21 protein-coding genes are annotated in these 19348 nt (G+C 61.5%); 9 read left to right on the plus strand and 12 right to left on the minus strand.

The genetic code is table 11. The annotated features are described in order from the left end of the window. Positions 1–255: 255 nt before the first annotated feature. Positions 256–2043, plus strand: coding sequence for an ABC transporter ATP-binding protein/permease (locus tag HNO79_RS03915; protein ID WP_214164480.1), 1788 nt, complete (start codon positions 256–258; stop codon positions 2041–2043). Here HNO79_RS03915 and HNO79_RS03920 read toward each other — a convergent pair. The 3 genes from HNO79_RS03920 to HNO79_RS03930 all read right to left on the minus strand — a co-directional run bounded on the left by HNO79_RS03920 (position 2012) and on the right by HNO79_RS03930 (position 4714). Continuing rightward, positions 2012–2911, minus strand: coding sequence for a metal ABC transporter solute-binding protein, Zn/Mn family (locus HNO79_RS03920; RefSeq protein ID WP_029329669.1), 900 nt, complete (start codon positions 2909–2911; stop codon positions 2012–2014). The genes HNO79_RS03915 and HNO79_RS03920 overlap by 32 nt on opposite strands. A 142-nt stretch (positions 2912–3053) precedes the next feature. Further along, on the minus strand, positions 3054–3905 hold the full coding sequence (locus tag HNO79_RS03925) for a metal ABC transporter permease (RefSeq protein WP_048856015.1): 852 nt from the start codon (positions 3903–3905) through the stop codon (positions 3054–3056). Beyond that, positions 3902–4714 carry a metal ABC transporter ATP-binding protein gene (locus HNO79_RS03930; RefSeq protein WP_048856016.1) on the minus strand — a complete coding sequence of 271 codons (813 nt, stop codon included), beginning with the start codon at positions 4712–4714 and terminating at the stop codon, positions 3902–3904. Before HNO79_RS03930 ends, HNO79_RS03925 begins: the two co-directional genes overlap by 4 nt. A 232-nt stretch (positions 4715–4946) precedes the next feature. Here HNO79_RS03930 and HNO79_RS03935 point away from each other — a divergent pair, with 232 nt between their 5' ends. Both HNO79_RS03935 and fumC read left to right on the plus strand, forming a co-directional pair. Continuing rightward, on the plus strand, positions 4947–5576 hold the full coding sequence (locus tag HNO79_RS03935; protein WP_214164479.1) for a LysE family translocator: 630 nt from the start codon (positions 4947–4949) through the stop codon (positions 5574–5576). Positions 5577–5700: 124 nt separating this feature from the next. After that, the gene (gene fumC, locus HNO79_RS03940) at positions 5701–7146 is read left to right on the plus strand and encodes a class II fumarate hydratase (protein ID WP_214164478.1); all 1446 of its coding nucleotides are present in this window, start codon (positions 5701–5703) and stop codon (positions 7144–7146) included. Between the two features lie 99 nt (positions 7147–7245). Here fumC and HNO79_RS03945 read toward each other — a convergent pair whose 3' ends face one another. From HNO79_RS03945 to HNO79_RS03960, 4 genes are all read right to left on the minus strand, one after another. Beyond that, positions 7246–8457: an SMP-30/gluconolactonase/LRE family protein gene (locus HNO79_RS03945; RefSeq protein ID WP_048856019.1), complete on the minus strand. Its 1212-nt coding sequence runs from the start codon at positions 8455–8457 to the stop codon at positions 7246–7248. 63 nt (positions 8458–8520) lie between these two features. Further along, the gene (locus HNO79_RS03950; RefSeq protein WP_010515802.1) at positions 8521–8835 is read right to left on the minus strand and encodes an antibiotic biosynthesis monooxygenase family protein; all 315 of its coding nucleotides are present in this window, start codon (positions 8833–8835) and stop codon (positions 8521–8523) included. A 34-nt stretch (positions 8836–8869) separates the two neighbouring features. Beyond that, positions 8870–9631 carry an SDR family NAD(P)-dependent oxidoreductase gene (locus tag HNO79_RS03955; RefSeq protein ID WP_010515801.1) on the minus strand — a complete coding sequence of 254 codons (762 nt, stop codon included), beginning with the start codon at positions 9629–9631 and terminating at the stop codon, positions 8870–8872. Between the two features lie 104 nt (positions 9632–9735). After that, complete coding sequence (locus tag HNO79_RS03960) at positions 9736–10092, minus strand: YidB family protein (RefSeq protein ID WP_214164477.1); 357 nt, start codon at positions 10090–10092, stop codon at positions 9736–9738. A gap of 244 nt (positions 10093–10336) precedes the next feature. Here HNO79_RS03960 and HNO79_RS03965 point away from each other — a divergent pair, with 244 nt between their 5' ends. The 3 genes from HNO79_RS03965 (at position 10337) to HNO79_RS03975 (ending at position 13041) form a co-directional block, all read left to right on the plus strand. Beyond that, positions 10337–10657, plus strand: coding sequence for a hypothetical protein (locus tag HNO79_RS03965; protein ID WP_048856021.1), 321 nt, complete (start codon positions 10337–10339; stop codon positions 10655–10657). A 45-nt stretch (positions 10658–10702) separates the two neighbouring features. After that, positions 10703–12139: a cryptochrome/photolyase family protein gene (locus HNO79_RS03970; protein WP_214164476.1), complete on the plus strand. Its 1437-nt coding sequence runs from the start codon at positions 10703–10705 to the stop codon at positions 12137–12139. A gap of 401 nt (positions 12140–12540) precedes the next feature. After that, positions 12541–13041 carry a hypothetical protein gene (locus tag HNO79_RS03975; protein WP_244987416.1) on the plus strand — a complete coding sequence of 167 codons (501 nt, stop codon included), beginning with the start codon at positions 12541–12543 and terminating at the stop codon, positions 13039–13041. A gap of 587 nt (positions 13042–13628) precedes the next feature. On the opposite strand, the gene grxB is transcribed toward HNO79_RS03975, so the two are convergent. Continuing rightward, positions 13629–14273, minus strand: a complete 645-nt coding sequence (gene grxB, locus HNO79_RS03980) for a glutaredoxin 2 (RefSeq protein WP_214164474.1) — start codon at positions 14271–14273, stop codon at positions 13629–13631. Further along, positions 14270–14458, minus strand: a complete 189-nt coding sequence (locus HNO79_RS03985; protein ID WP_010516260.1) for a YqaE/Pmp3 family membrane protein — start codon at positions 14456–14458, stop codon at positions 14270–14272. Before HNO79_RS03985 ends, grxB begins: the two co-directional genes overlap by 4 nt. Before the next feature lie 408 nt (positions 14459–14866). Between HNO79_RS03985 and petA the strand changes: the two genes are divergently transcribed. Beyond that, positions 14867–15499 (plus strand): ubiquinol-cytochrome c reductase iron-sulfur subunit, encoded by a 633-nt coding sequence (gene petA / locus HNO79_RS03990; protein WP_048856025.1) that lies wholly within the window; start codon positions 14867–14869, stop codon positions 15497–15499. A gap of 118 nt (positions 15500–15617) precedes the next feature. Here the strand turns inward: petA and HNO79_RS03995 are convergent, their stop codons facing one another. Both HNO79_RS03995 and HNO79_RS04000 read right to left on the minus strand, forming a co-directional pair. Beyond that, positions 15618–16736: an L-dopachrome tautomerase-related protein gene (locus HNO79_RS03995; RefSeq protein WP_214164473.1), complete on the minus strand. Its 1119-nt coding sequence runs from the start codon at positions 16734–16736 to the stop codon at positions 15618–15620. Between the two features lie 89 nt (positions 16737–16825). Beyond that, on the minus strand, positions 16826–17362 hold the full coding sequence (locus tag HNO79_RS04000) for a DUF1269 domain-containing protein (protein ID WP_048856026.1): 537 nt from the start codon (positions 17360–17362) through the stop codon (positions 16826–16828). Between the two features lie 268 nt (positions 17363–17630). Here HNO79_RS04000 and HNO79_RS04005 point away from each other — a divergent pair, with 268 nt between their 5' ends. Further along, positions 17631–17969, plus strand: a complete 339-nt coding sequence (locus HNO79_RS04005) for a hypothetical protein (protein WP_200410095.1) — start codon at positions 17631–17633, stop codon at positions 17967–17969. 127 nt (positions 17970–18096) lie between these two features. Here the strand turns inward: HNO79_RS04005 and HNO79_RS04010 are convergent, their stop codons facing one another. Continuing rightward, the gene (locus HNO79_RS04010; protein ID WP_010516268.1) at positions 18097–18306 is read right to left on the minus strand and encodes a hypothetical protein; all 210 of its coding nucleotides are present in this window, start codon (positions 18304–18306) and stop codon (positions 18097–18099) included. 156 nt (positions 18307–18462) lie between these two features. Between HNO79_RS04010 and HNO79_RS04015 the strand changes: the two genes are divergently transcribed. Beyond that, positions 18463–19308, plus strand: coding sequence for an acid phosphatase (locus HNO79_RS04015; protein WP_214164472.1), 846 nt, complete (start codon positions 18463–18465; stop codon positions 19306–19308). Positions 19309–19348 lie beyond the last annotated feature (40 nt).

Raw genomic sequence — 19348 nt, forward strand, 5'->3', positions numbered from 1 at the left:
ATATATGGTCCCCTTGTCTGTTCAGGCCCGCGTTCCATAACCCCCTGTTGTCCGGTGGTATTTCGCTTTTCTGCGTGGCGGGTGCGGCGCGGGGTCGTGACGGATGCCGGTCGTCAAGAAGTCGTGATGATTCTTAAGACTGTTCCCCATTGCCCCCCAGACCCCCATCCATGCGCAATGGACATTGAGTCCGCCCCGACTTCGTGGGAATGCTTGGCTGACAGTCTTGGCCCTAACCCTGTGCACGGGATCAACATGCAGCATTTGCGCCTTCTTCTGAAAGATGTCTGGTATCTTACCCGCCCCTATTTCACGTCCGAGGACAGGAAATGGGCATGGGGCCTGCTGGTGGCGGTACTGGTGCTGACCTTTTCCATCGTGGGGCTGGACCTGCTGCAGTCATTTTCGCGCAATGCCTATTACACGGCGCTGCAGCAGCATGATGCCAGGACCTTCCTGCGCGGCCTGTTCTGGTATGTGCATAATGACCAGGGCCTTGTGCTGGGGTTCTTCATCGTAACCATTCCCATGGTGCTGTGCAGTATCTATGCCACCTACCTGCAGCAGATGCTGGGCCTGCGCTGGCGGCGGTGGCTGACCCAGCGCATGACGCGGCAGTGGATGGAAAACCAGACCTATTTCCGCATCGCCATCACCACGTCCGGGTTGGAGGCCGGGGCCGACAATCCCGATCAGCGCATACAGGAAGACCTGAACAGCTTTGTCACCGATACGCTGACGCAGTTCATCAACCTGCTGTCCAATATCGTGACGCTGCTCAGTTATGTCGGCCTGCTGTGGGCGCTGTCCGGCCCGCTGGAGGTACTGGGCATTTCCATACCCGGTTACTTCTTCTGGGCCGCGCTGATCTATTCCGTGCTGGCGACGTGGGTCACGCACCTTGCGGGGCGCAGGCTGGCGGGGCTGCAGTTTTTCCAGCAGCGCGCCGAAGCCGACTTCCGCTACAGTCTTGTCCATGTCCGCAACAATGCCGAAGGGATTGCCCTGTACCGGGGCGAGGGAGAAGAACAGGCCGGGCTGAACCGGTCGTTTTCGCAGGTATACGGCAATTTCCTTACCATCATGCGCCGGACCAAATGGCTGGGGCTGCTGACGACGGGGCTGGAGGTCGTGTCGGGCAACTTCGCGATGCTGATCGGTTCGATCCGCTATTTCGCGGGCAAGATGACGTTCGGCACGCTCATGCAGCTTGTCATGGCGTTTTCGCGCGTGCAGGGCGCGCTGGGGTGGCTGTCCACATCCTATGCCTCGCTGACGACATGGCATGCGGAGGTCGCGCGTCTGGCCACTTTCCAGCGTGTGATGGACCGCGCGCAGGCCATGCGTGACGAGGTCACGGTGGTGTCCGCCCCGTCCACCGCGAACCTGCAGGTCAGTGGACTGGATGTCTTCCGGCCCGACGGCGCGCCACTGCTGCGCAATGTCGATTTCACGCTGGAACATGGGCAGATGACGGTGGTGACCGGGCCGTCAGGCACCGGCAAATCCACGCTGTTCCGCGTGCTGGCGGGGATATGGCCGTTCGCCACCGGCACCATTACGCAGCCGGACGTGGCGATGATGTTCGTGCCCCAGCGGCCCTACGTGCCCACCGGCACGCTGCACCGGGCCGTGACCTATCCTGCCGGGGTGGAGGCCTACGCGGAAGCGGATGTGATCCATGCCCTGCAGCAGGTCGGACTGGGCGCCCTTGCGCCACGGATCGAAAGCGAGGAGGCATGGGGCCAGATCCTGTCCCCCGGTGAACTCCAGCGTCTGGCTTTCGCGCGTATCCTGCTGGCGCGGCCGGGCTGGGTGTTCCTTGATGAATCAACATCCAACCTTGATGCGGAATCGGAAGCGGCGCTGTACGCGCTGCTTCGTCAGGCGTGTCCGGACATGACGGTTGTCTCCATCACGCATCGGGAAACGGTGGTGGCGATGCACGTCAACCGCGTGGACCTGTCCCCCTTTGCTGTGCCGGCAGCACCCGCGGGCAGCGGCGGAACCGTCAGCGCGCTTTCTGCATCGCCGCAACCATAAGATCGGTATTGTGCCGCATCATGGTGATGTAGTCGGGTGCGGGACCACCGGGGGGGGACAGTGCTTCGGCATACAGTTCCCCGCCGGGACGCGCATCCGTCGCGCGTGCCACCTGCTGGACCATGCGGGGATCGGTTGCGTTTTCCAGGAAGTAGGTGGTCACACCCGTCTGGCGGATCTGCTGGATCAGGCTGGCGACATCCCCGGCCGAGGCTTCCGTCTCGGTTGACAGACCCTGCGGGGCCATGAACGTCAGGCCATAGGCGCGCCCGAAATAGCCAAAGGCGTCATGGCTGGTCAGAATACGCCGATGATCGGCCGGAATGGTGGCGATGCGTTCGCGGATGTCATGGTCCAGCGTACGCAGCTGCGTGACATAGGTGGCGGCGGACGCGCGGAAGCTGTCGGCATCCGCCGGGTCGATGGCGATCAGCGCATCACGGATGTTGTTGGTCCAGATGATGACGTTGGACACGCTGTTCCACACATGCGGGTCCGCTTCGGCCTGGTGCCTGCCCGGCGGGGTATAGAGGCTGATCCCGTTGGATACGATAACGGGCGTGCCATGGTACCCCGCCGCATGCGCAAGGCGGCTGAACCATGTTTCCAGTCCTTCGCCACTCATGAACACGATATCGGCCTGCCGCAGTTGACGGGCGTCGTCGGGGGACGGTTCGAATTCATGCGGGTCGCCATCGGGCGGCACCAGTGACGTGACATGCACATGCGTGCCGCCGACATGGGCCACGACATCGGCCAGAACGGTAAAACTGGCGACCGCCTGAACCGTATGGGACGCAGGCGCCGCATGGGCAGGCATGATGGACAGGACTCCGCAGAGGCCCAGCAGGCAGGACAGGCGGCGCATGGGCACGAACTCCATATAACTGTTAAAAAACAAAATGTTCCGGATGCCGTCTTTTTCAGAAAGGCGGCGTACATGACATGCGGGTGCTCGTATGACCGGCTGGCCATCCTGTGGATCGGCCACTGAACCTGTCCGCAGACAATCAGGAATGGGTCGCGCGCAGGCCTGCGGGCGACATGACAAGCGAGAGGACATACAGCACGCTGCACGTCAGGATGATCGATGGTCCCGCCGCCAGGCGGAAATGATAGGACACCAGCAGTCCGATCAGCCCCGCCACCATACCCGTCAGGGCGGACAGCGCCATCATGGGCAGTAGCCGGCGCGTCCACAGGCGTGCGGTCGCGGCGGGCACCATCATCATGCCTACCGACATAAGCGTGCCCAGCGCCTCGAACCCCGCCACAAGGTTGATGACGACCAGAAACAGGAACGCCATGTGGTACAGCCCGCCCTGTCCGCCGGTCATGCGCATGAAACCGGGATCGACACATTCCATGACCAGCGGCCGCCAGATAATGGACAGCAGGGCAATGGTGAGCGTCGTGATGCCGCCCATCAGGTACAGCGCCGGTGCGTCAATGCCCAGTATGGTACCGAACAGCACATGCAGCAGGTCGATATTCGACCCGCGCGCGGAGACGATCAGTACGCCCAGCGCCAGAGAAGTCAGGTAGAAACTGGCGAAACTGGCATCTTCGGCAAGCTGGGTGCGTCTGCTGACCAGACCGGCCAGCAGGGCCACGCCCAACCCCGCCACGATACCGCCCAGCCCCATGGCAGTCAGCGACAGGCCACCCGCCAGCAGGAACCCGATGGCGGCCCCCGGCAGGATCGCGTGGCTCATCGCGTCGCCAATCAGGCTCATCCGCCGCAACTGCAGCATGACGCCAACCGGCCCCGCCCCCATGCCAAGGGTCACGGACGCCACCAGCGCGCGGCGCATGAAGCCGAACGACGCAAAGGGGTCCCATAACGTGGACAGGATGCTCATGCCTGCATTCCCGTTTCCGGCCACGGATCCCGTGCCCCGCCATAGGCGCGCTGCAGGGTGACCGGTGTCAGGATGTCGGGCGTCCGGCCCCATGTCGCTCGCCCGGCGTGAAGCAGCACGACATCGGGAAAGCAGGTGCGGATCTGGTGAATGTCATGCAGCACGGCAATGATGGTGCGGCCCTGCGCATGCCATTCACAGACCAGCGCCAGCAGGTCCTGCGTCGTGGGCGTATCCAGCGCGGTAAAGGGTTCGTCCAGCACGATGACCTGCGCATCGGTCATGAGCAGCCGGGCAAAAAGCAGGCGTTGGAACTGGCCTGCGGACAGGGCCGAGATCATGCGCTCCGCCTGGCCTTCAAGGTTGACGCGCCGCAGGGCCGCCGCCGCGCGCAGGCGTACCGTCCGGTCCGCCCGGCCAAAGGCTCCGGTCTGTCGCCATGCCCCGCCCAGGACCATGTCGGTCACGCTTATGGGAAAGTTCCGGTCGATGATACGGGCCTGCGGCAGGTAGCCAAAGTCACGCGGGCCAAGGCCACCGCGCGTGATCGTTCCCTGCGCCAGTGGCAGTTCGCCCATTATGACACGCAGCAGCGTGGACTTGCCGGTACCGTTGGCGCCGGCAATGGCTGTCATGCTGCCGGGACTGAAGCTGCCGCTGACATGCTGCCAGACCGGCTGGCCGCCCATCGTGGCGGCGGCATCTTCCAGCCGGATCGCACCATGGGTCATGGCGCCGCCACGGCCCATGCGATCAGTGCCCACAATACCGCGCATGGCAGGGTCATGCACGCCAGGCGCTGCCACCATGCGCGCGCCATCCATGTCAGTGGCAGCGGGGAAGGGGGAACAGCGGGGGCGGGATGCTGCATGGCTGTCCGTCTGCCTTGGTCCGGGTGCAATGTGGAAACAGGGGGGGAAAGCGGCATGGGGACGACCAGAGTGTTATAATATAACATATTCTTATAGCATGGACTTGCCGACCGTCAAGGGAAGGCGGCATGGTGCCACCCCGACATCATGAACAGGCTGGTCCGGACAGGTGACGTTTCATACATGGCTGCTGTTTGCGGCCACCGCCTTTGTATTATCTGCAATGCCGGGACCGAACATGATGCACGTCATGTCCACCAGCATCCGGTATGGGGTGCCGCGCAGTGTCGGGGTCATGGCGGGGTGCATGCTGGCGATCGTGCTGGTGGTCAGTGCATCGCTGGCAGGCATGGCGGGGGTGCTGGCGGCCTCGCCACGTCTGTTTGCGGTATTGCGGGTGATCGGGGCCGCGTATCTGGTGTTCCTGGGCGTGCGGGTATGGCGCGCGCGGGACGGGGCGGGCGATGACGGGGTGGATATGGCCACGTTGCCGCCTGTCGCCATGCGGGACCTGTTCCGTGACGGGTTCCTGACCGGGATCAGCAATCCCAAGCTGCTGCTGTTCGCCGCGGCCTTCCTGCCGCAGTTTGTCAATCCTGCCGCCGCGCGCATGCCGCAATATATCATTCTGGTTGTGACCTTCGCGGCGGTGGAGGTGTTCTGGTACGGGATTTATGCCGGTGGTGGGCGCGTCCTGTCCGCATGGCTGCGCACGCCGGTGGTGCGGCGGGTTTTTTCCATCGTGACCGGGCTTGTGTTCATGGGGTTCGGGGCCATGCTGCTGCTGACGCGCATGTAGGAGGGGCAGTGGCCAGCAGGTAGCCCTCGCTACCCCGCGCACCCGCTTGTGATGCCGGGCGGGGGCGCGAAAGCCCGGCGGTGTGCCCATATTCCCTTCAACCATAAAGGGAAGGAACGCCAGCATGACCGAACCCACGATCAGGGACTGTCCCATCGGCCTTGATGCCACCGGCACACGGCGCGAGAAGGATTCGATGGGGGAAATCGATGTTCCCGCAAACCATTACTGGGGCGCGCAGACACAGCGCAGCCTTGTGCATTTTTCGATCGGGCGGGACCATATGCCCATCGAGGTCTGCCACGCCTACGGCATCGTCAAGAAAGCGGCGGCGCAGGTCAATGCGGCCGACGGGCGCATGCCGCAATGGAAGGCTGACGTCATAAGCCGCGTTGCGGATGAGGTGATCGCGGGCAGGCTGGATTCCGAATTCCCGCTTTTTGTCTGGCAGACCGGATCGGGCACCCAGACGAACATGAACGTGAACGAGGTCATCGCCAACCGCGCCATCCAGCTTCTGGGCGGGACCGTCGGGTCCAAGACCCCCGTACACCCCAATGATGATGTCAACATGGGGCAGTCGAGCAACGATTCCTTTCCCACCGCCATGCATGTCGCAACCCTGCTGGAAATCGACAGCCGCCTGCTGCCGCGCGTGCGTGAATTGATCGAAAGCCTGCGCACGAAGGCCGAGGAATGGATGCAGGTGGTCAAGATTGGCCGTACCCACCTGCAGGACGCTGTGCCACTGACGGTGGGGCAGGAATGGTCCGGCTGGGCGCAGCAGCTTGAAGATGCGCTGGAAGCGGTCGAGGCCGCGCGCCCCGGCCTGCTGCAGCTTGCGGCGGGCGGGACGGCGGTGGGCACCGGCCTGAACGCCCCGCCGGGCTTCAGCCGTGCCATTGCCGGACGCATTGCCGCGCTGACCGACAGGCCGTTTGTCACCGCGCCCAATAAATTCGCGGCCCTTGGCGGGCTGGACGCCATGGTACGGGCATCCGCCGGCCTGCGCGGGGTGGCGGTCACGCTGCTTAAGATCGCCAATGACATGCGCCTCCTCGGGTCCGGGCCGCGCTGTGGTCTGGGCGAACTGCGCCTGCCGGAAAATGAACCGGGGTCTTCCATCATGCCGGGCAAGGTCAATCCGACCCAGTGTGAGGCCATGGTCATGATCTGCACGCAGGTGCTGGGTAATGATGCCACCGTGGCCTTCGCAGGCAGCCAGGGGCAGCTTGACCTGAACGTGATGCGCCCGGTCATTGTGGCCAATGTGCTGCATGCCATCCGGATCCTTGCCGATGGCTGTCATAATTTCCGGGTCTTTTCGGTCGAGGGCACGAAGCTGAACCGCAAGCGCATTGATGCTTATGTAGCGGGTTCGGTCATGCTGGTCACAGCACTCAGCCCCGAAATCGGGTATGACCGGGCGTCCGCCATCGCCCATCAGGCCATGGAGCATGACATCAGCCTGCGGGAGGCCGCCCTTGCCTCGGGCTTTGTGGATGAAGTGACGTTTGACCGTCTTGTCCGCCCGCTGGACATGGTGGGCAAGGGCGTGGGTGGAGCCTGATGCCTGAAAGCAGATAAAAGTATTTAACGAAGCTTTTTTTCAAAAAGCTTCGTTAAACGCCGCCTTTTTAAAAAAAGGCGGCACCCGGAAACTTGAGATCTAAGAGGGCGCGGCCCCCTGCGTGTTCACCTGCAGGGTAAACAGCGCATCGCCCGCGCACATGAACAGCACATCCCGCTTTGGGCCGCCGAATGTCAGATTCGATACCCCGCGCGGCAGGCGCAGTCGCCCGATCATGTGGCCGTGGGGGTTGTACACCACAACACCACATAGCCCCAGCGGCCCGTTGGCCCCGCACCACAGGTTGCCGAAAATATCGGTGCGCATGCCGTCGGGAATCATCTGGTGGCCATTGAGCATCATGTCGGCGAAGGGGCGCAGGTTGCGCACGTCGCCGCCCACCACGTCACCTGCATGGATATGCTGGTCACCGCCATGACCGTCCTGTCCCGGTCCGGGGCCATCGGAAATGACATAGACGATCTTTCCATCAGGTGAGAACGCAATTCCGTTCGGGTCCGGCAACTGCTGCTGTGTCAGGACGGCGCGGACATCGCCGGTGGCCGGGTCCACGCGGAAGACATGGTCTTCCTGCCGCCTGTGTCCGCCAAACTGGGTCACGACTTCCCCATCCAGCGTCCAGCGTTCGATCCCGTTGCGGTTGGCGGGTGCACCGGGGGCGTCGGGGTGGCCTTCCACGATCGTGTCGCCATAACCGGGATCGGTAAACCAGACACTGCCATCGGGGTGGACCGCCACGTCATTGGGGGAGTTCAGAGGTGCGCCGCCGTAACTGTCGGCCAGTACGCGGCATGACCCGTCATGTTCCCACCGGACCACGCGGCGCATGCCGTGTTCGCAACTGACCAGACGGCCCTCATTATCAAAGGCATTGCCGTTGCTGTTGTAGGAATAGTCGCGGAAGACCGAAACCGCACCATTTTCCCACAGGTAGCGGTACTGCTGGGCACGGATCGTATCACTCAGCAGCAGGAAGCGTCCTTCGCTGTTCCATGCCGGGCCTTCCAGCCATCCGCCGCCACGCCATGCCAGTTTCAGGCCGGCATTGGCGTAGGCCAGATTACCGAAGCCGGGATCAAGTACCAGTATGTCCGGGTCCGGCAACGGCGTGACCGGTGCATCCGCCCCCCATTGCCGGGGCGGGGTGGAGATCACGCTTGCCGGTTGCGGCAGGTTGTCCGCAGCCATCGCGCGGGTGGACAGGCCACCTGCCCATAACCCGCCCGTAACCAGCCCCCCGGCCAGCAGGGCGCGCCGGGTGGGTGGGAACGGACGGGTGACTGGTGGCATGGAACGCGCCTTTCTGCTGTGGGACCAATCCTCCCGTTCAGGCCGGGGGGCAGGGCAGTCAGTTCAGTTTTCGATATTCTGCAGCACTTCAAACCCCTCGAACACCGGGGGGCCGGCCATGAGCGGCTTGCGGTTGCCCGCATGGGCGTGGGCGGCGCGGAACTGTTCCGACTGCGTCCAGCCGACAAAGGCTTCATACGATTCCCATACGGTGTGCGAGGCATAGAGGATGTAATCCTCATGCGTGGGGCCCTTGAGGAACTGAAAACTGACAAAGCCGGGCACGGTACGCAGGTGGACTTCACGCCCCAGCCAGCGTTCACGGAATTCCTGCTCGTTTTCTGGCGGGATACGGAAACGGTTCATGGCAATGTACATGGTGTGCTTCTCCTGTTCTGTCGTCCGGTGGCCCCTAGCGACCGCCGGATACCGTCATCACGCTGCCTGTCATATACGATGATGCGGGAGAAAGGAGAAAGGCCACCGCCTGCGCGATTTCGTCCACATGCCCCACCCGTCCCATGGGGACGACAGTTTCCGCCAGTTTCGCGGTTTCGGGCGGCACCATGTCGGTTGCGGTCAGGCCGGGGGCGACAGCGTTGACGCGTATGCCTTCCCGCGCGACTTCATTGGCCAGGCCACGGGTAAAGGTCTCGACCGCTGCCTTGCTTGCGGCATAGGGAACCAGCCCCGGCAGCCCACCCAGACGCGCCGCGACGGAGGACAGGTTCACGATTACGCCGCCCTTTCCGCCATGGCGGGTGGACATGCGCCGCACGGCCTCGCCCGATGCCAGCATGGTGGCGCGGATATTGATGTTGAACAGGGTATCCAGTGTTTCGGCGGTCTGTTCATCAACCCGCACCTTCGTGCCGGTAATGCCTGCATTGTTGACCAGCCCCGTCAGCGGCCCGAGATCGGCTGCCTGTTCAAACAGGGTGCGGATTTCTTCAGGCTTCGATATGTCGGCCCGGATCGCCAGTGCCCGCCCGCCGTGGGCCGTGATGGTGCGGGCCAGTTCTTCCGCCGGGGCGGCGTTGGCGGCGTAATTGATGGCGACGGCATGGCCTTCACGTGCCAGCAGGCTGCTTATGGCATGGCCGATGCCCCGGCTGCCCCCTGTTACGATCACGACGCCGGGTGATGGCGCGGGGGTGGAATTGACGCTGTTCATGAACCCGTCCTGCCTGCTGTGCTGATATCAGATGAGACGATCATAGGCCCGCGGGCGGGCATGCAAACAGGAAAACATGCCGACCCGCAGGCCATGGGCGTATATCAGCCATCCAGCCGCGACAGGTGCGGCAGCAGGTCGGACAGGCCCTTGATGGTGGCGTTGTGGGACAGTCCCGTCTCGGCAGAGAAGCGGTCGATGACCGGGGCGGGAATCAGCCGGGTCACCACATCTTCCCCAACCGGGATATTGGTCGGATGGTTTTCCCATTGCGTGACCTGCGCCTCCAGCCCCGCCCTGCGGGCGCGGTCATGCAGGTCGCGCCGTCCGGGGCTACCGGCATCACCCATATAGGCGATGACCGCGCTCATCAGGCCGGATGTATCGGTGCGCGCGCCTGTCAGCACATCCGCAACCTTGTCTGCTGTCTGTCCGATCTGGTCCGTTGCTGCTTTGGCCATGGGTTGGCTCCTTCAATAATCAGTGGGCAGGGATATGAAGCCAACGTAGGCAGGGGCGGATGTGTCCCATCACGGATTTATGAAGAAAAGGCGTGAATTCCCGCGGGAACTTTTTGCAGCCTGCATCTGCATCGTTCCATGATGGCAGCACTGCATGGATGTGTCTTGACTCAGGCGGCAAACTGCAATGCGCTGGATGATATAACAAAAATTGCCATGTCATTATCTGAAGGGAGACAGCCAGATGCAATGCATTCCCGCCGTGTGGCGTTATGGGGCGCACGGCCTGATCTGGACATTCCATTTTACCATGGCCGTCGTACTGGTCAGTGCCAGCGCGCATGCCGCAGGACGTGAGGACCAGGCCAGCGCCTGCAAGGGCGATGTCTTCCGGCTGTGCTTTCTTGACATTCCGAACGAAAAACTGATGACGGAATGCCTGGAAAGCAAGCTTGATCAGCTTTCCCCCAAATGCCGCGCCATGTTCGAAGATGACGAGGCACAGGACGCCGAACACAGGCAGGAAGATGCGGCAGTTGCCCGGGAAGTCGCGCCCACGCACTGACCACGCATTTGACGGGTCGGGTGATTGTGTCCACACAGGACCGTAATGATGACGCTCCCAGCCCACCGGAAAACCGTGACCCTTCCCGATCGTGCCCCGACCATCATGTGGTTTCGTGATGACCTGCGCCTTATGGATAATCCCGCCCTGTGTGATGCCGCCGCACGCGGGCCGGTCATATGCCTGTATATCCACGACCCGGCCTTTCCGCTGGGCGGTGCGGAAAAATGGTGGCTGCACGGGGCGCTGACGGCGCTGGACCATGACCTGGGCGCATGTGGTGGCCGGCTTTGGATCATGGCCGGGGACTCGCGGGAAAACCTGTCCTGGTTGGTTGGCCAGACCGGGGCGGAGGCTGTGGTGTGGAACCGGCGTTATGGCCCTCATGCCCGGCAGGTGGATGCGGACATAAAGGCGGCATTGAAGGCGCGCGGAATCGACGCATGCAGCCATCCCGGCAACATGCTGCATGAACCGTGGCAGGTCCGCACGAAGCAGGGCACACCTTTTCGCGTCTTCACGCCCTGGTGGCGTGCCGTGCAGGCCATGGGGGCGCCCCTGCCCCCGCTGCCTGCGCCCGTCCGGACCACCTTCGCGCCAGTCCCGCCCGCGGTTGCGGACCGGCTTGTGGCGGTTCCGGACCTTGCCCTTCTGCCTGTGCGGACTGACTGGGCAGGAGGATTGCGCGGGCAATGGCAACCGGGGGAGGCGGCGGCCCATGCCCGTCTGGATTCCTTTGTTGCGGAACAGGTTCATGGCTATGCCACGCGGCGTGAACTGCCCGCGCAACCTGCCACATCGGGACTGTCGCCCTATCTGCGCTTTGGTCATGTATCCGCCCGGCAGATCTGGCACGCGGTGGATGCGACAGGACAGGGAGATCAGGATACCGCCTGTTTCCTGAGTGAAGTGGGATGGCGGGATTTCGCGCAGTCCACCCTGTTTGACTTTCCCGATCTGGGCACGACCAATCTGCGCAGTGAATTCAACAGCATGCCATGGCGGCATGATCCGGCGGCGCTGCGGGCGTGGCAGGCAGGGAAAACCGGCTATCCCATTATTGACGCGGGCATGCGTGAGCTATGGCATACGGGCTGGATGCATAATCGCGTGCGGATGATTGTTGCGTCATTCCTGACCAAGCATCTGCTGACTGACTGGCGCGCAGGTGCTGCGTGGTTTGCCGATACGCTGGTGGATGCGGATGCCGCCAGCAATCCCTTCAACTGGCAATGGGTGGCCGGGTGCGGGCTGGATGCCGCCCCCTATTTTCGCATATTCAACCCGGTATCGCAGGGGGAGAAATTCGATCCCGCTGGGGAGTATGTACGGAAATGGGTGCCTGAAATCGCCCGTCTGCCCGATAAATACATCCATGCGCCATGGAAGGCCGGGTCTGTTGCCCCTGCCGGATATCCCCCGCCCATCGTGGATCTGGCAGGTGGGCGTGCGCGTGCCCTTGCGGCTTGGAAATCACTATAAGACTTTGAAATAAGTCGTATTTTCAGAAAAGTGGACAGATTTTACGTTGGGTGTTAAGAAGCTTGCCTAAAATGGGAAGTAAATTCTATTATTGTAAACATTATTTAAAATATAAATAAAGGAATTCAAACGCATTCTGGATGTTTTTTTCGGTCATTGGAATGCGGAATAAAGAATTTGTTTCTGTAAAAAAACGTAATTTCAGGTGCTTTTTTTAATCATGTTCCTCAGATGGAACATGTATATGTAACAGGGGACGACACTACATGGGCAGGCGGTCCGGTTCTGCAACAGCCATTTCGTACAGTGGAGGACGTCTCGCCTGTAGCGGCGGGCACTTCGATATGGATATGATCCGCCGCGCCGTTGCCCGCTCCCGCAGTGGCTGCAGGCATATATCCGTGATTTCCCTGCAGTCGATCCTGGCCTGTTCCGGTGCGTGGATCAGCCTGTGCCTGCATGAACTGCATGACTGGAACCAGGGAATTTTTGGTATTGATGGCGGGACGATCGCCATCACCCCGTCCCGGTCGGATGGTGCCACCATCCTGCCGGTTGAGGTACGACGGGGCGGTGGCAGCCTGATATTCAGTGCAGCGGAAAAAACGGATGGCCTGCTGCTGGTGCACCTGACACGCATGCATGACGTCCATGCCTGCGTGCAATTGGTGTTTCAGGGCTGTGCGCGCCAGTTTGCCTGTTACGATCCCATGACCGATATGACCCTTGTTGGCCTTATGCCAAAGCAGGAAAAGCCCGATGGCTGGGTGGCGGTGCGTCTGGAGGGGAATCCGTGGCATATCGATCATTCCGCCGCGACGGGGGAACCACGTCCGCCTGTCCCAATGCGGGAATGGCAGGCTGCCGGACAGGATGCGATTATCCTGCGCCTGCCTGCATAAGGACGAATTACGAACAAATCACGAAAAAGGGAAGACTCTGTATTTCAAAGGCTGGAGTCCGAAAAAGCCAACAGACTTATCCACAGGTTTTCAAGGCCAATTCAGGCTTGCGACTCTGGGTTCGTGTTGCGGGAAAGAGACAATAAATGGCTATTTTCCGCCATAAGAGCGATTCAGCCGCTTTCTTTTCTGGTGACTTTGTGCTGGTGCCTATCGGACTCGAGGCGAGTCTGGCAAAAAAAATCCACACCTGACCGGTCCGTTCATACGCCTGTGCATCAGGCGTCCATATCATGCTCCCCATGGGGTGGGGTCAGGGATATGCCGGGGCCGTGAGTGTCAAACTGGTCAAGGATTTCCACAGGGAATTTTTCGCTGCAGACCATGTCGAATCGGTTATGCAGCGATCTCCGGATCCAGACCTCGAACGGCGTGGAACAACGGCGTTCATATGGCTGTCCGGGTTCATGTGATTCTGACATGGAGTGTCTCCCTGCCTGCCCAAGGTGTCATGCGGGGGGAAACGGTCATGGTGCCATGACAGTTGCCATGCATTTCCTTCCCCCCACATGTTCATGCATGAACGGTCAGCCCGCCATGTGATCCAGCAGCGGGATGCCGGTGGCCTGTGACATATGCTGGCAATACGCCCGGACCGGCGCGGGCCAGTCGAGTCCCGCCACCAGCGTCAGGCTGCGCAGGTGGGCAAACAGGTGAATGTCATCGGTGGACAGGGTGCCGTTTACTGCCTGGGGGGATTTGATCAGACTGGCAAGCTGGTCAAGGGCCGTGTTCGTGCTGGTCCGTAATGTGTCACTTTCGGCCAGGCAGGTGCCGAACGGGCCGATCATCGCCTCCTTGTTCTCGATAAAATACAGGCGCGCGCCCGTCGTCGCGAATTCCGCAAATGGGGCGGCGGCGAAACGCGGCAGGATCAGGCGGATATAGGCCTGTTGTCCATCGCGCATCCACTGGCCTATTCCCGGTCGCGTCGGACCGGTCAGCACGGGGTGGCCATCCATGGCGTCGACATGGGCGATGATGTCCATGCTTTCGCCCATGAAGCGGCCGTCATGTTCCAGTATAGGCACCATTTTCTGCCCGATCATCCGCATTGGTGTCTGCACGTCGTCGTTGAGCAGCACTACCTCGGTAACGGGCAGGTTTTTGAGCCCGAAGATCATGCGTGCCTTCACGCAGAAAGGACAGTGATCGTAGATGTAAAGCTTCATGAACGTCGCAGGGCCGCAAGCTTGCGATCGGTCGAGTACTGGCTGAGCGCATAGACCGACCAGATCGCGGCCGGAATCCATCCGATGACGGTCACCTGCAGGATCAGGCAGATGATGCCGGCAAAGGGACGTCCAATCGTAAAGAACTGCAGCCACGGCAGCAGCAGGGCAAGGACAAGCCGCATGATATCTCTCCATGTTCAGGCCCGAAGGGGCACACAGGTAAACCTAGCGTGGATCATCGTCCGGCACAGCCTGGATATGTGTGTGAAGCACTACGACATACGCCGTAGGCGGGGACGGGTTGCCCTGGCAGCACCTCTGGATCAATCCGTTGATCAGGGAAGAATAAAGGGTTCTGGATATCGTCTTGTTTAACAAAGGTTTCGTTTTCTGAAGCTTTTTGGGAAAAACTTTCTTCTGAAATTATGGACGGATTTCTGTGACACGGGTCATGCGTGGCTGACTGTTTACATGGTCGGGTAATAGCGTACGGCTGCGGCGTATCGTCCTTTTTTCCTGCAGGGAATGGCAGGCCGCAATGATGCTGTATGCCCTTTCTTTTGATACGGGTGCACGATAGAAACAGCACGATGGAAAATGCGTCGGATACACAATCGGCACCCGGTGGGCGCCGGAATTTCCTGGGGCTTGTTACCACCGCCACGGCCGCCGCCGGTGCGGGCGCATGCCTGTGGCCCTTCCTGCAGAGTCTGGCCCCGCGTGACAGTGCGGCAGCGCATTTGCCGGTTGACGTGGATATATCCGCCCTGCCGCCGGGACAGCAGATTGTCGTGACATGGCAGGGCAAACCAGTTTTCATTACCCATCGCACGCCCGAAGCCCTTGCCGCCCTGCAGGACGCTGCCCTGACCGGACGACTGCGCGATGGGCAGTCCAATGACCAGCAGCAGCCGCCCTATGCCCGCAACTGGCATCGTTCGCTGGACCCGCGTTATGGCGTGGTGGTGGGGATCTGTACCCATCTGGGCTGTGTTCCCGCCTATCGCCCCCTGCCCGAAGGACAGGGCAATACCTGGCCCGGCGGGTATGCCTGTCCCTGCCATGGGTCGAAATTCGATCTGGCGGGACGTGTGTTCCGTGGGGCGCCGGCACCGTATAACCTGCCGGTGCCCCCTTACAGCATGCCGTCACCAACCGTGATCCGGCTGGGTGAAAACCCTGCGGGGCAGGATTTTGATTTTGGTGGCATCCTGCAATTATAAGAAGTTTCTGGTGAAGTACTTTTAAAAAGCTTCAGGGAACGCTGCTTTTTTTGACAAAAATGGCAGCGCCCGGAAAATTCTATCTGTTTTCCGTCAAGCTGGTATTTTCAAATACGTCCTACCTTACGGGTTTCAGATGCAGGTCCATGGTATAGATCGCCACCGGCAGATGCAGGCGTGAAACCCCGTCGGGCTGGAATGTCGCGGTCCGGTTGAGCTGCACGGCGGGTATCCACAGGACACCATGGCTGTCGATCCACATGGCGTCGGCCCAGACCAGCCGCCTGTCATGGATCAGCGTGCTCGCCTTTCCCTGTGGCGTAATGCGCAGGATACCTAGCCTATCCACATCCGACACATACAGGTTGCCATTGCCGTCAATGGCTGTCCCGCCTGTCGTGGGCGTGTCGTAAAACAGGGTAACGGCATGGGACAGGTCGGATGCCGACAGGGCCGGGTTTTCCAGTGCTGCCGTGGGGGCGACCCACATGGGACCGGAACTGGGCTGGAAATAGAGTTTCTGCCCATCGGGGGAAACCTCCAGCTGGTCGGCATGGATCCGCACCTGCTGGCCATGGGCCATCAGCATGTGGCCTTCGGCATACATCGGGCGGTCATCTGTCGTGGATCGGTCATGCGCCAGTACCCGGCGCTGCGTCCCGTTGGACAGGTTGACCACCACCAGTGCGGGATCGCCCGCATCGGTTACGAAAATTGTATCCTTATGGAAACGGATGTCGTCCATGTAGCTGTGTGGCGTGCTGGCGGCGCGGAGCGGGATGGCATGCACCACGCTGCCGGTGTCCATATCAAACGCCAGCAGGCGAGCCGGGGCCCCCTTGGCGGGATTGGGCGGACCGCCCACGTTCGCATCCCCTGAATCCACAACCCATAACAGCCCGTCCGGGCCAATGCGCAGGGCGTTGACACGCACGAAGGGCTGCAGGTCCCCCTTTGTACCGTCGGGGTGGTTCCAGCGTGCATCGGGGAAGGCATGGGGCTGGCCGCTGGCATCGATTTCGGCAACGGTGGGACCGCTGCCACCCCCGCCCCAATAGGGGAAGGAAACGAAGGTGCGCCCGTTATCAGCCACTGCCACGGCATTCAGGACGCGGTCGGATGTCCATTGTACATGCAGTTGTTCATGCGCCCGTGCCGGACCGTGCCAAGTGGCGGCCGGGATGGCTAGAAGAACTGTCAGGAACACGCCCCGCAGGCGCTGCCGTATGGTCTGCATGGCGCCAGCATATCATTACGCGGGGTGATCGGTCATCACGGCTATGTGTCGGGGTCCCACATGCCATGGGTGGCATGCGGGACAGGCAGTCACGCTGCCGGTGCGGGGGCGGCCATCTGGCCCAGGGCGGCGCGCAGCTTGTTTTCGTTTTCCGGGGAAAGCGAGGTCTGCAGCACGCGGGCATGGCCCTTGAATTCACGCAGGTCGGCCAGCACCTTTTCGGGCTGGGACTTGCGCACCAGAATGAACAGCGCGGAGGTGTTGGCGGGAATGGTGGCACCTAGCGACTTGATGAAATTGTCATCAATGCCGTAGTCGGACATCTTGCCCGCGATCGCGCCTGCACCCGCGCCCACGATACTGCCCGCGACAAAGCCCGCCAGCGGGTTCAGGCACAGCAGCCCCACCAGTGCGCCCCAGAAACCACCGGAGAACAGGCCATACGACGCACCGACCTTTTCCAGGTTGACGCTTTGCTGCAGGTGCAGCTTGCCATCGGCGGTGCGGACGACAACAACTGCATCCTCCAGATCCAGCAGGTATTCCTTTTCCAGTTTCTTGCATTCGGTCAGGGCAGCCGTGGCTTCATCCTGACTGTCAAAACCGATAACGATCAGATCGGACATGGGGTACTCCGTTTCATGTATCCGCCACCGGCCCGTGGTGGTGGATGGTCGCCTTGATATTACATGGATATGGCCTTCATGCCGTGGCGGTTTTTAGGCATGGATGCCCCCGGTGGGGTGCAGGTCTGCCCCGGTTGCGCTGGCTGCCCGCGCTACCCATTTCCATCATGCGTGTCATTCGGGCGCGGTGGTGAACCGTCCCCCTGTCAATGTGTTGTCTGACCTGCAGGGTGTCACGCACCCGGTTATTGCAAGGAGAGGGAAGCCGATGCCCCGTTTCATGAATGATGACGACCGCCCCGATAATGCAGGCGAAGGCAAGCACGGCACCGCGCGCAGGCTGGCGGAAGCGGGATTGCGGGCAGAACGCGCGGGGGATCAGGCGCGCGCTGATGAACTGTTTGACGAAGCCGAACGGACAGACCCGGAAGCGTTGGAAAACGTGCTGATGGAAAATCCAGTCCCCCGCCGCCGCATATCAGGACGCGGGTTTGGCGATGACGCGGCGGTCGCACGTATGAGCCGCACGGTGGAACCGGATGCTGATGCCCCGTCACGTGCCGGGATCACGGATGAAGGCAGCGGTGCAGACTCCGAACGCCGGTAAATTCTGGAATACATGTCAGGAAATGAAGGTTTCCGGATGCCGCCTTTTTTCAGGAAGACGGTATTGCCCGAAGCGTCTTGCAAAAAGCTTCACCAGAAACGTTCCTGTCACGTCGTATGGCGTCGTCCTACAGTGACGGCCCCCACATGCCCACGACGAATATGATGGCGCCCAGCGCCAGCATGGCGATGTGGAACATGACCTGTCCCGGCATGGAATCGGGGCTTATGTGCAGGCCATGAAAGAACTGGACCACCACCAGCGTCAGCCCGACAACGCACAGGCCGATGCGGACAGGGCTGACCGATGTGGGCCATATCGGGTTTCTACGGTTCATTGTTACGTGTCTCCGGGCTTTGACGCCAGCATGCCATAAAACCCGGCGGCGCAGAAGCAGCACCTGCTTCGCGCAGGATTTGCCAGTCCCTGCGCCCATGCTATGCGCATGATAGGGCCGTGGAATGCGGCCAACAGGTGAACTGACAGGAAACAGATGCATCTTGACCGTTGTGCCGTGGCTGGTGGCCTTGCCGCCTCTGTCATGATGACCCTGCTGACGACGGTATCGGTGGATGCCCGCGCGCATCCCCACCATCACGGCACAGGTGCCGTGCACCATCATGCAACGCAGGCGGAAGCCCCTGCCGGGCCGCCCCTGCCGGACGGGCAGGTTTTCCTCCCGCCTCCTCCCGGCCCGGATACGGCGCAGCGCGCGGCCGATGCCAGTATTTTCGCCGCGACCCGCGTAATGGAAGGTACGCCGCGCTGGAAACTGGCGCAGGCGGATAATCGTGATACGCCCGCCCATATGGTCGCGGCCTTTTCATGTGCGGCGGGGTTTACCCTGCCGCCAGACCGCCTGCCTGAACTGGTTGGTCTTGTGACACGGATCGAACAGCGCCTGACACCGGCCGTCCATGCGCAGAAAATGCTGTGGAACCGCCCGCGCCCCTTTACCGAGGCGGAACTGCCGACCTGTATTCCGCCTCGCGCCAACCTGAAACAGGATCCGTCCTATCCGTCGCTTCATGCCACGCTGGGCTGGGTTACGGGGCTGATCCTATCCGATATCCTGCCTGACCGGACGGCATGGATCATGCAGCGCGCCAGGGTGTTTGGCGAAAGCCGGGTGGTGTGTGGCGTGCAGTGGCAGAGTGATGTGATGGCGGCGTGGTTGAATGGCGGCGTGCTGTATTCCGCCATGGAACAGGATGAAGGCTTCCGTCAGGAAATGGACGCGGCGCGTGCGGAAGTCACGGCGCTGCACCCGACCATGGCGGCACCGCCCGCAGCCGAATGCGCGGTTGAGGCGGATGCTGCCGCCCATCCGCCACAATAAAGGATTACCTGAGAAGAGTTTCTGGGTGCCGCCTTTTTTT

The organism is Komagataeibacter oboediens, assembly GCF_018491655.1.
Taxonomy (GTDB): domain Bacteria; phylum Pseudomonadota; class Alphaproteobacteria; order Acetobacterales; family Acetobacteraceae; genus Komagataeibacter; species Komagataeibacter oboediens.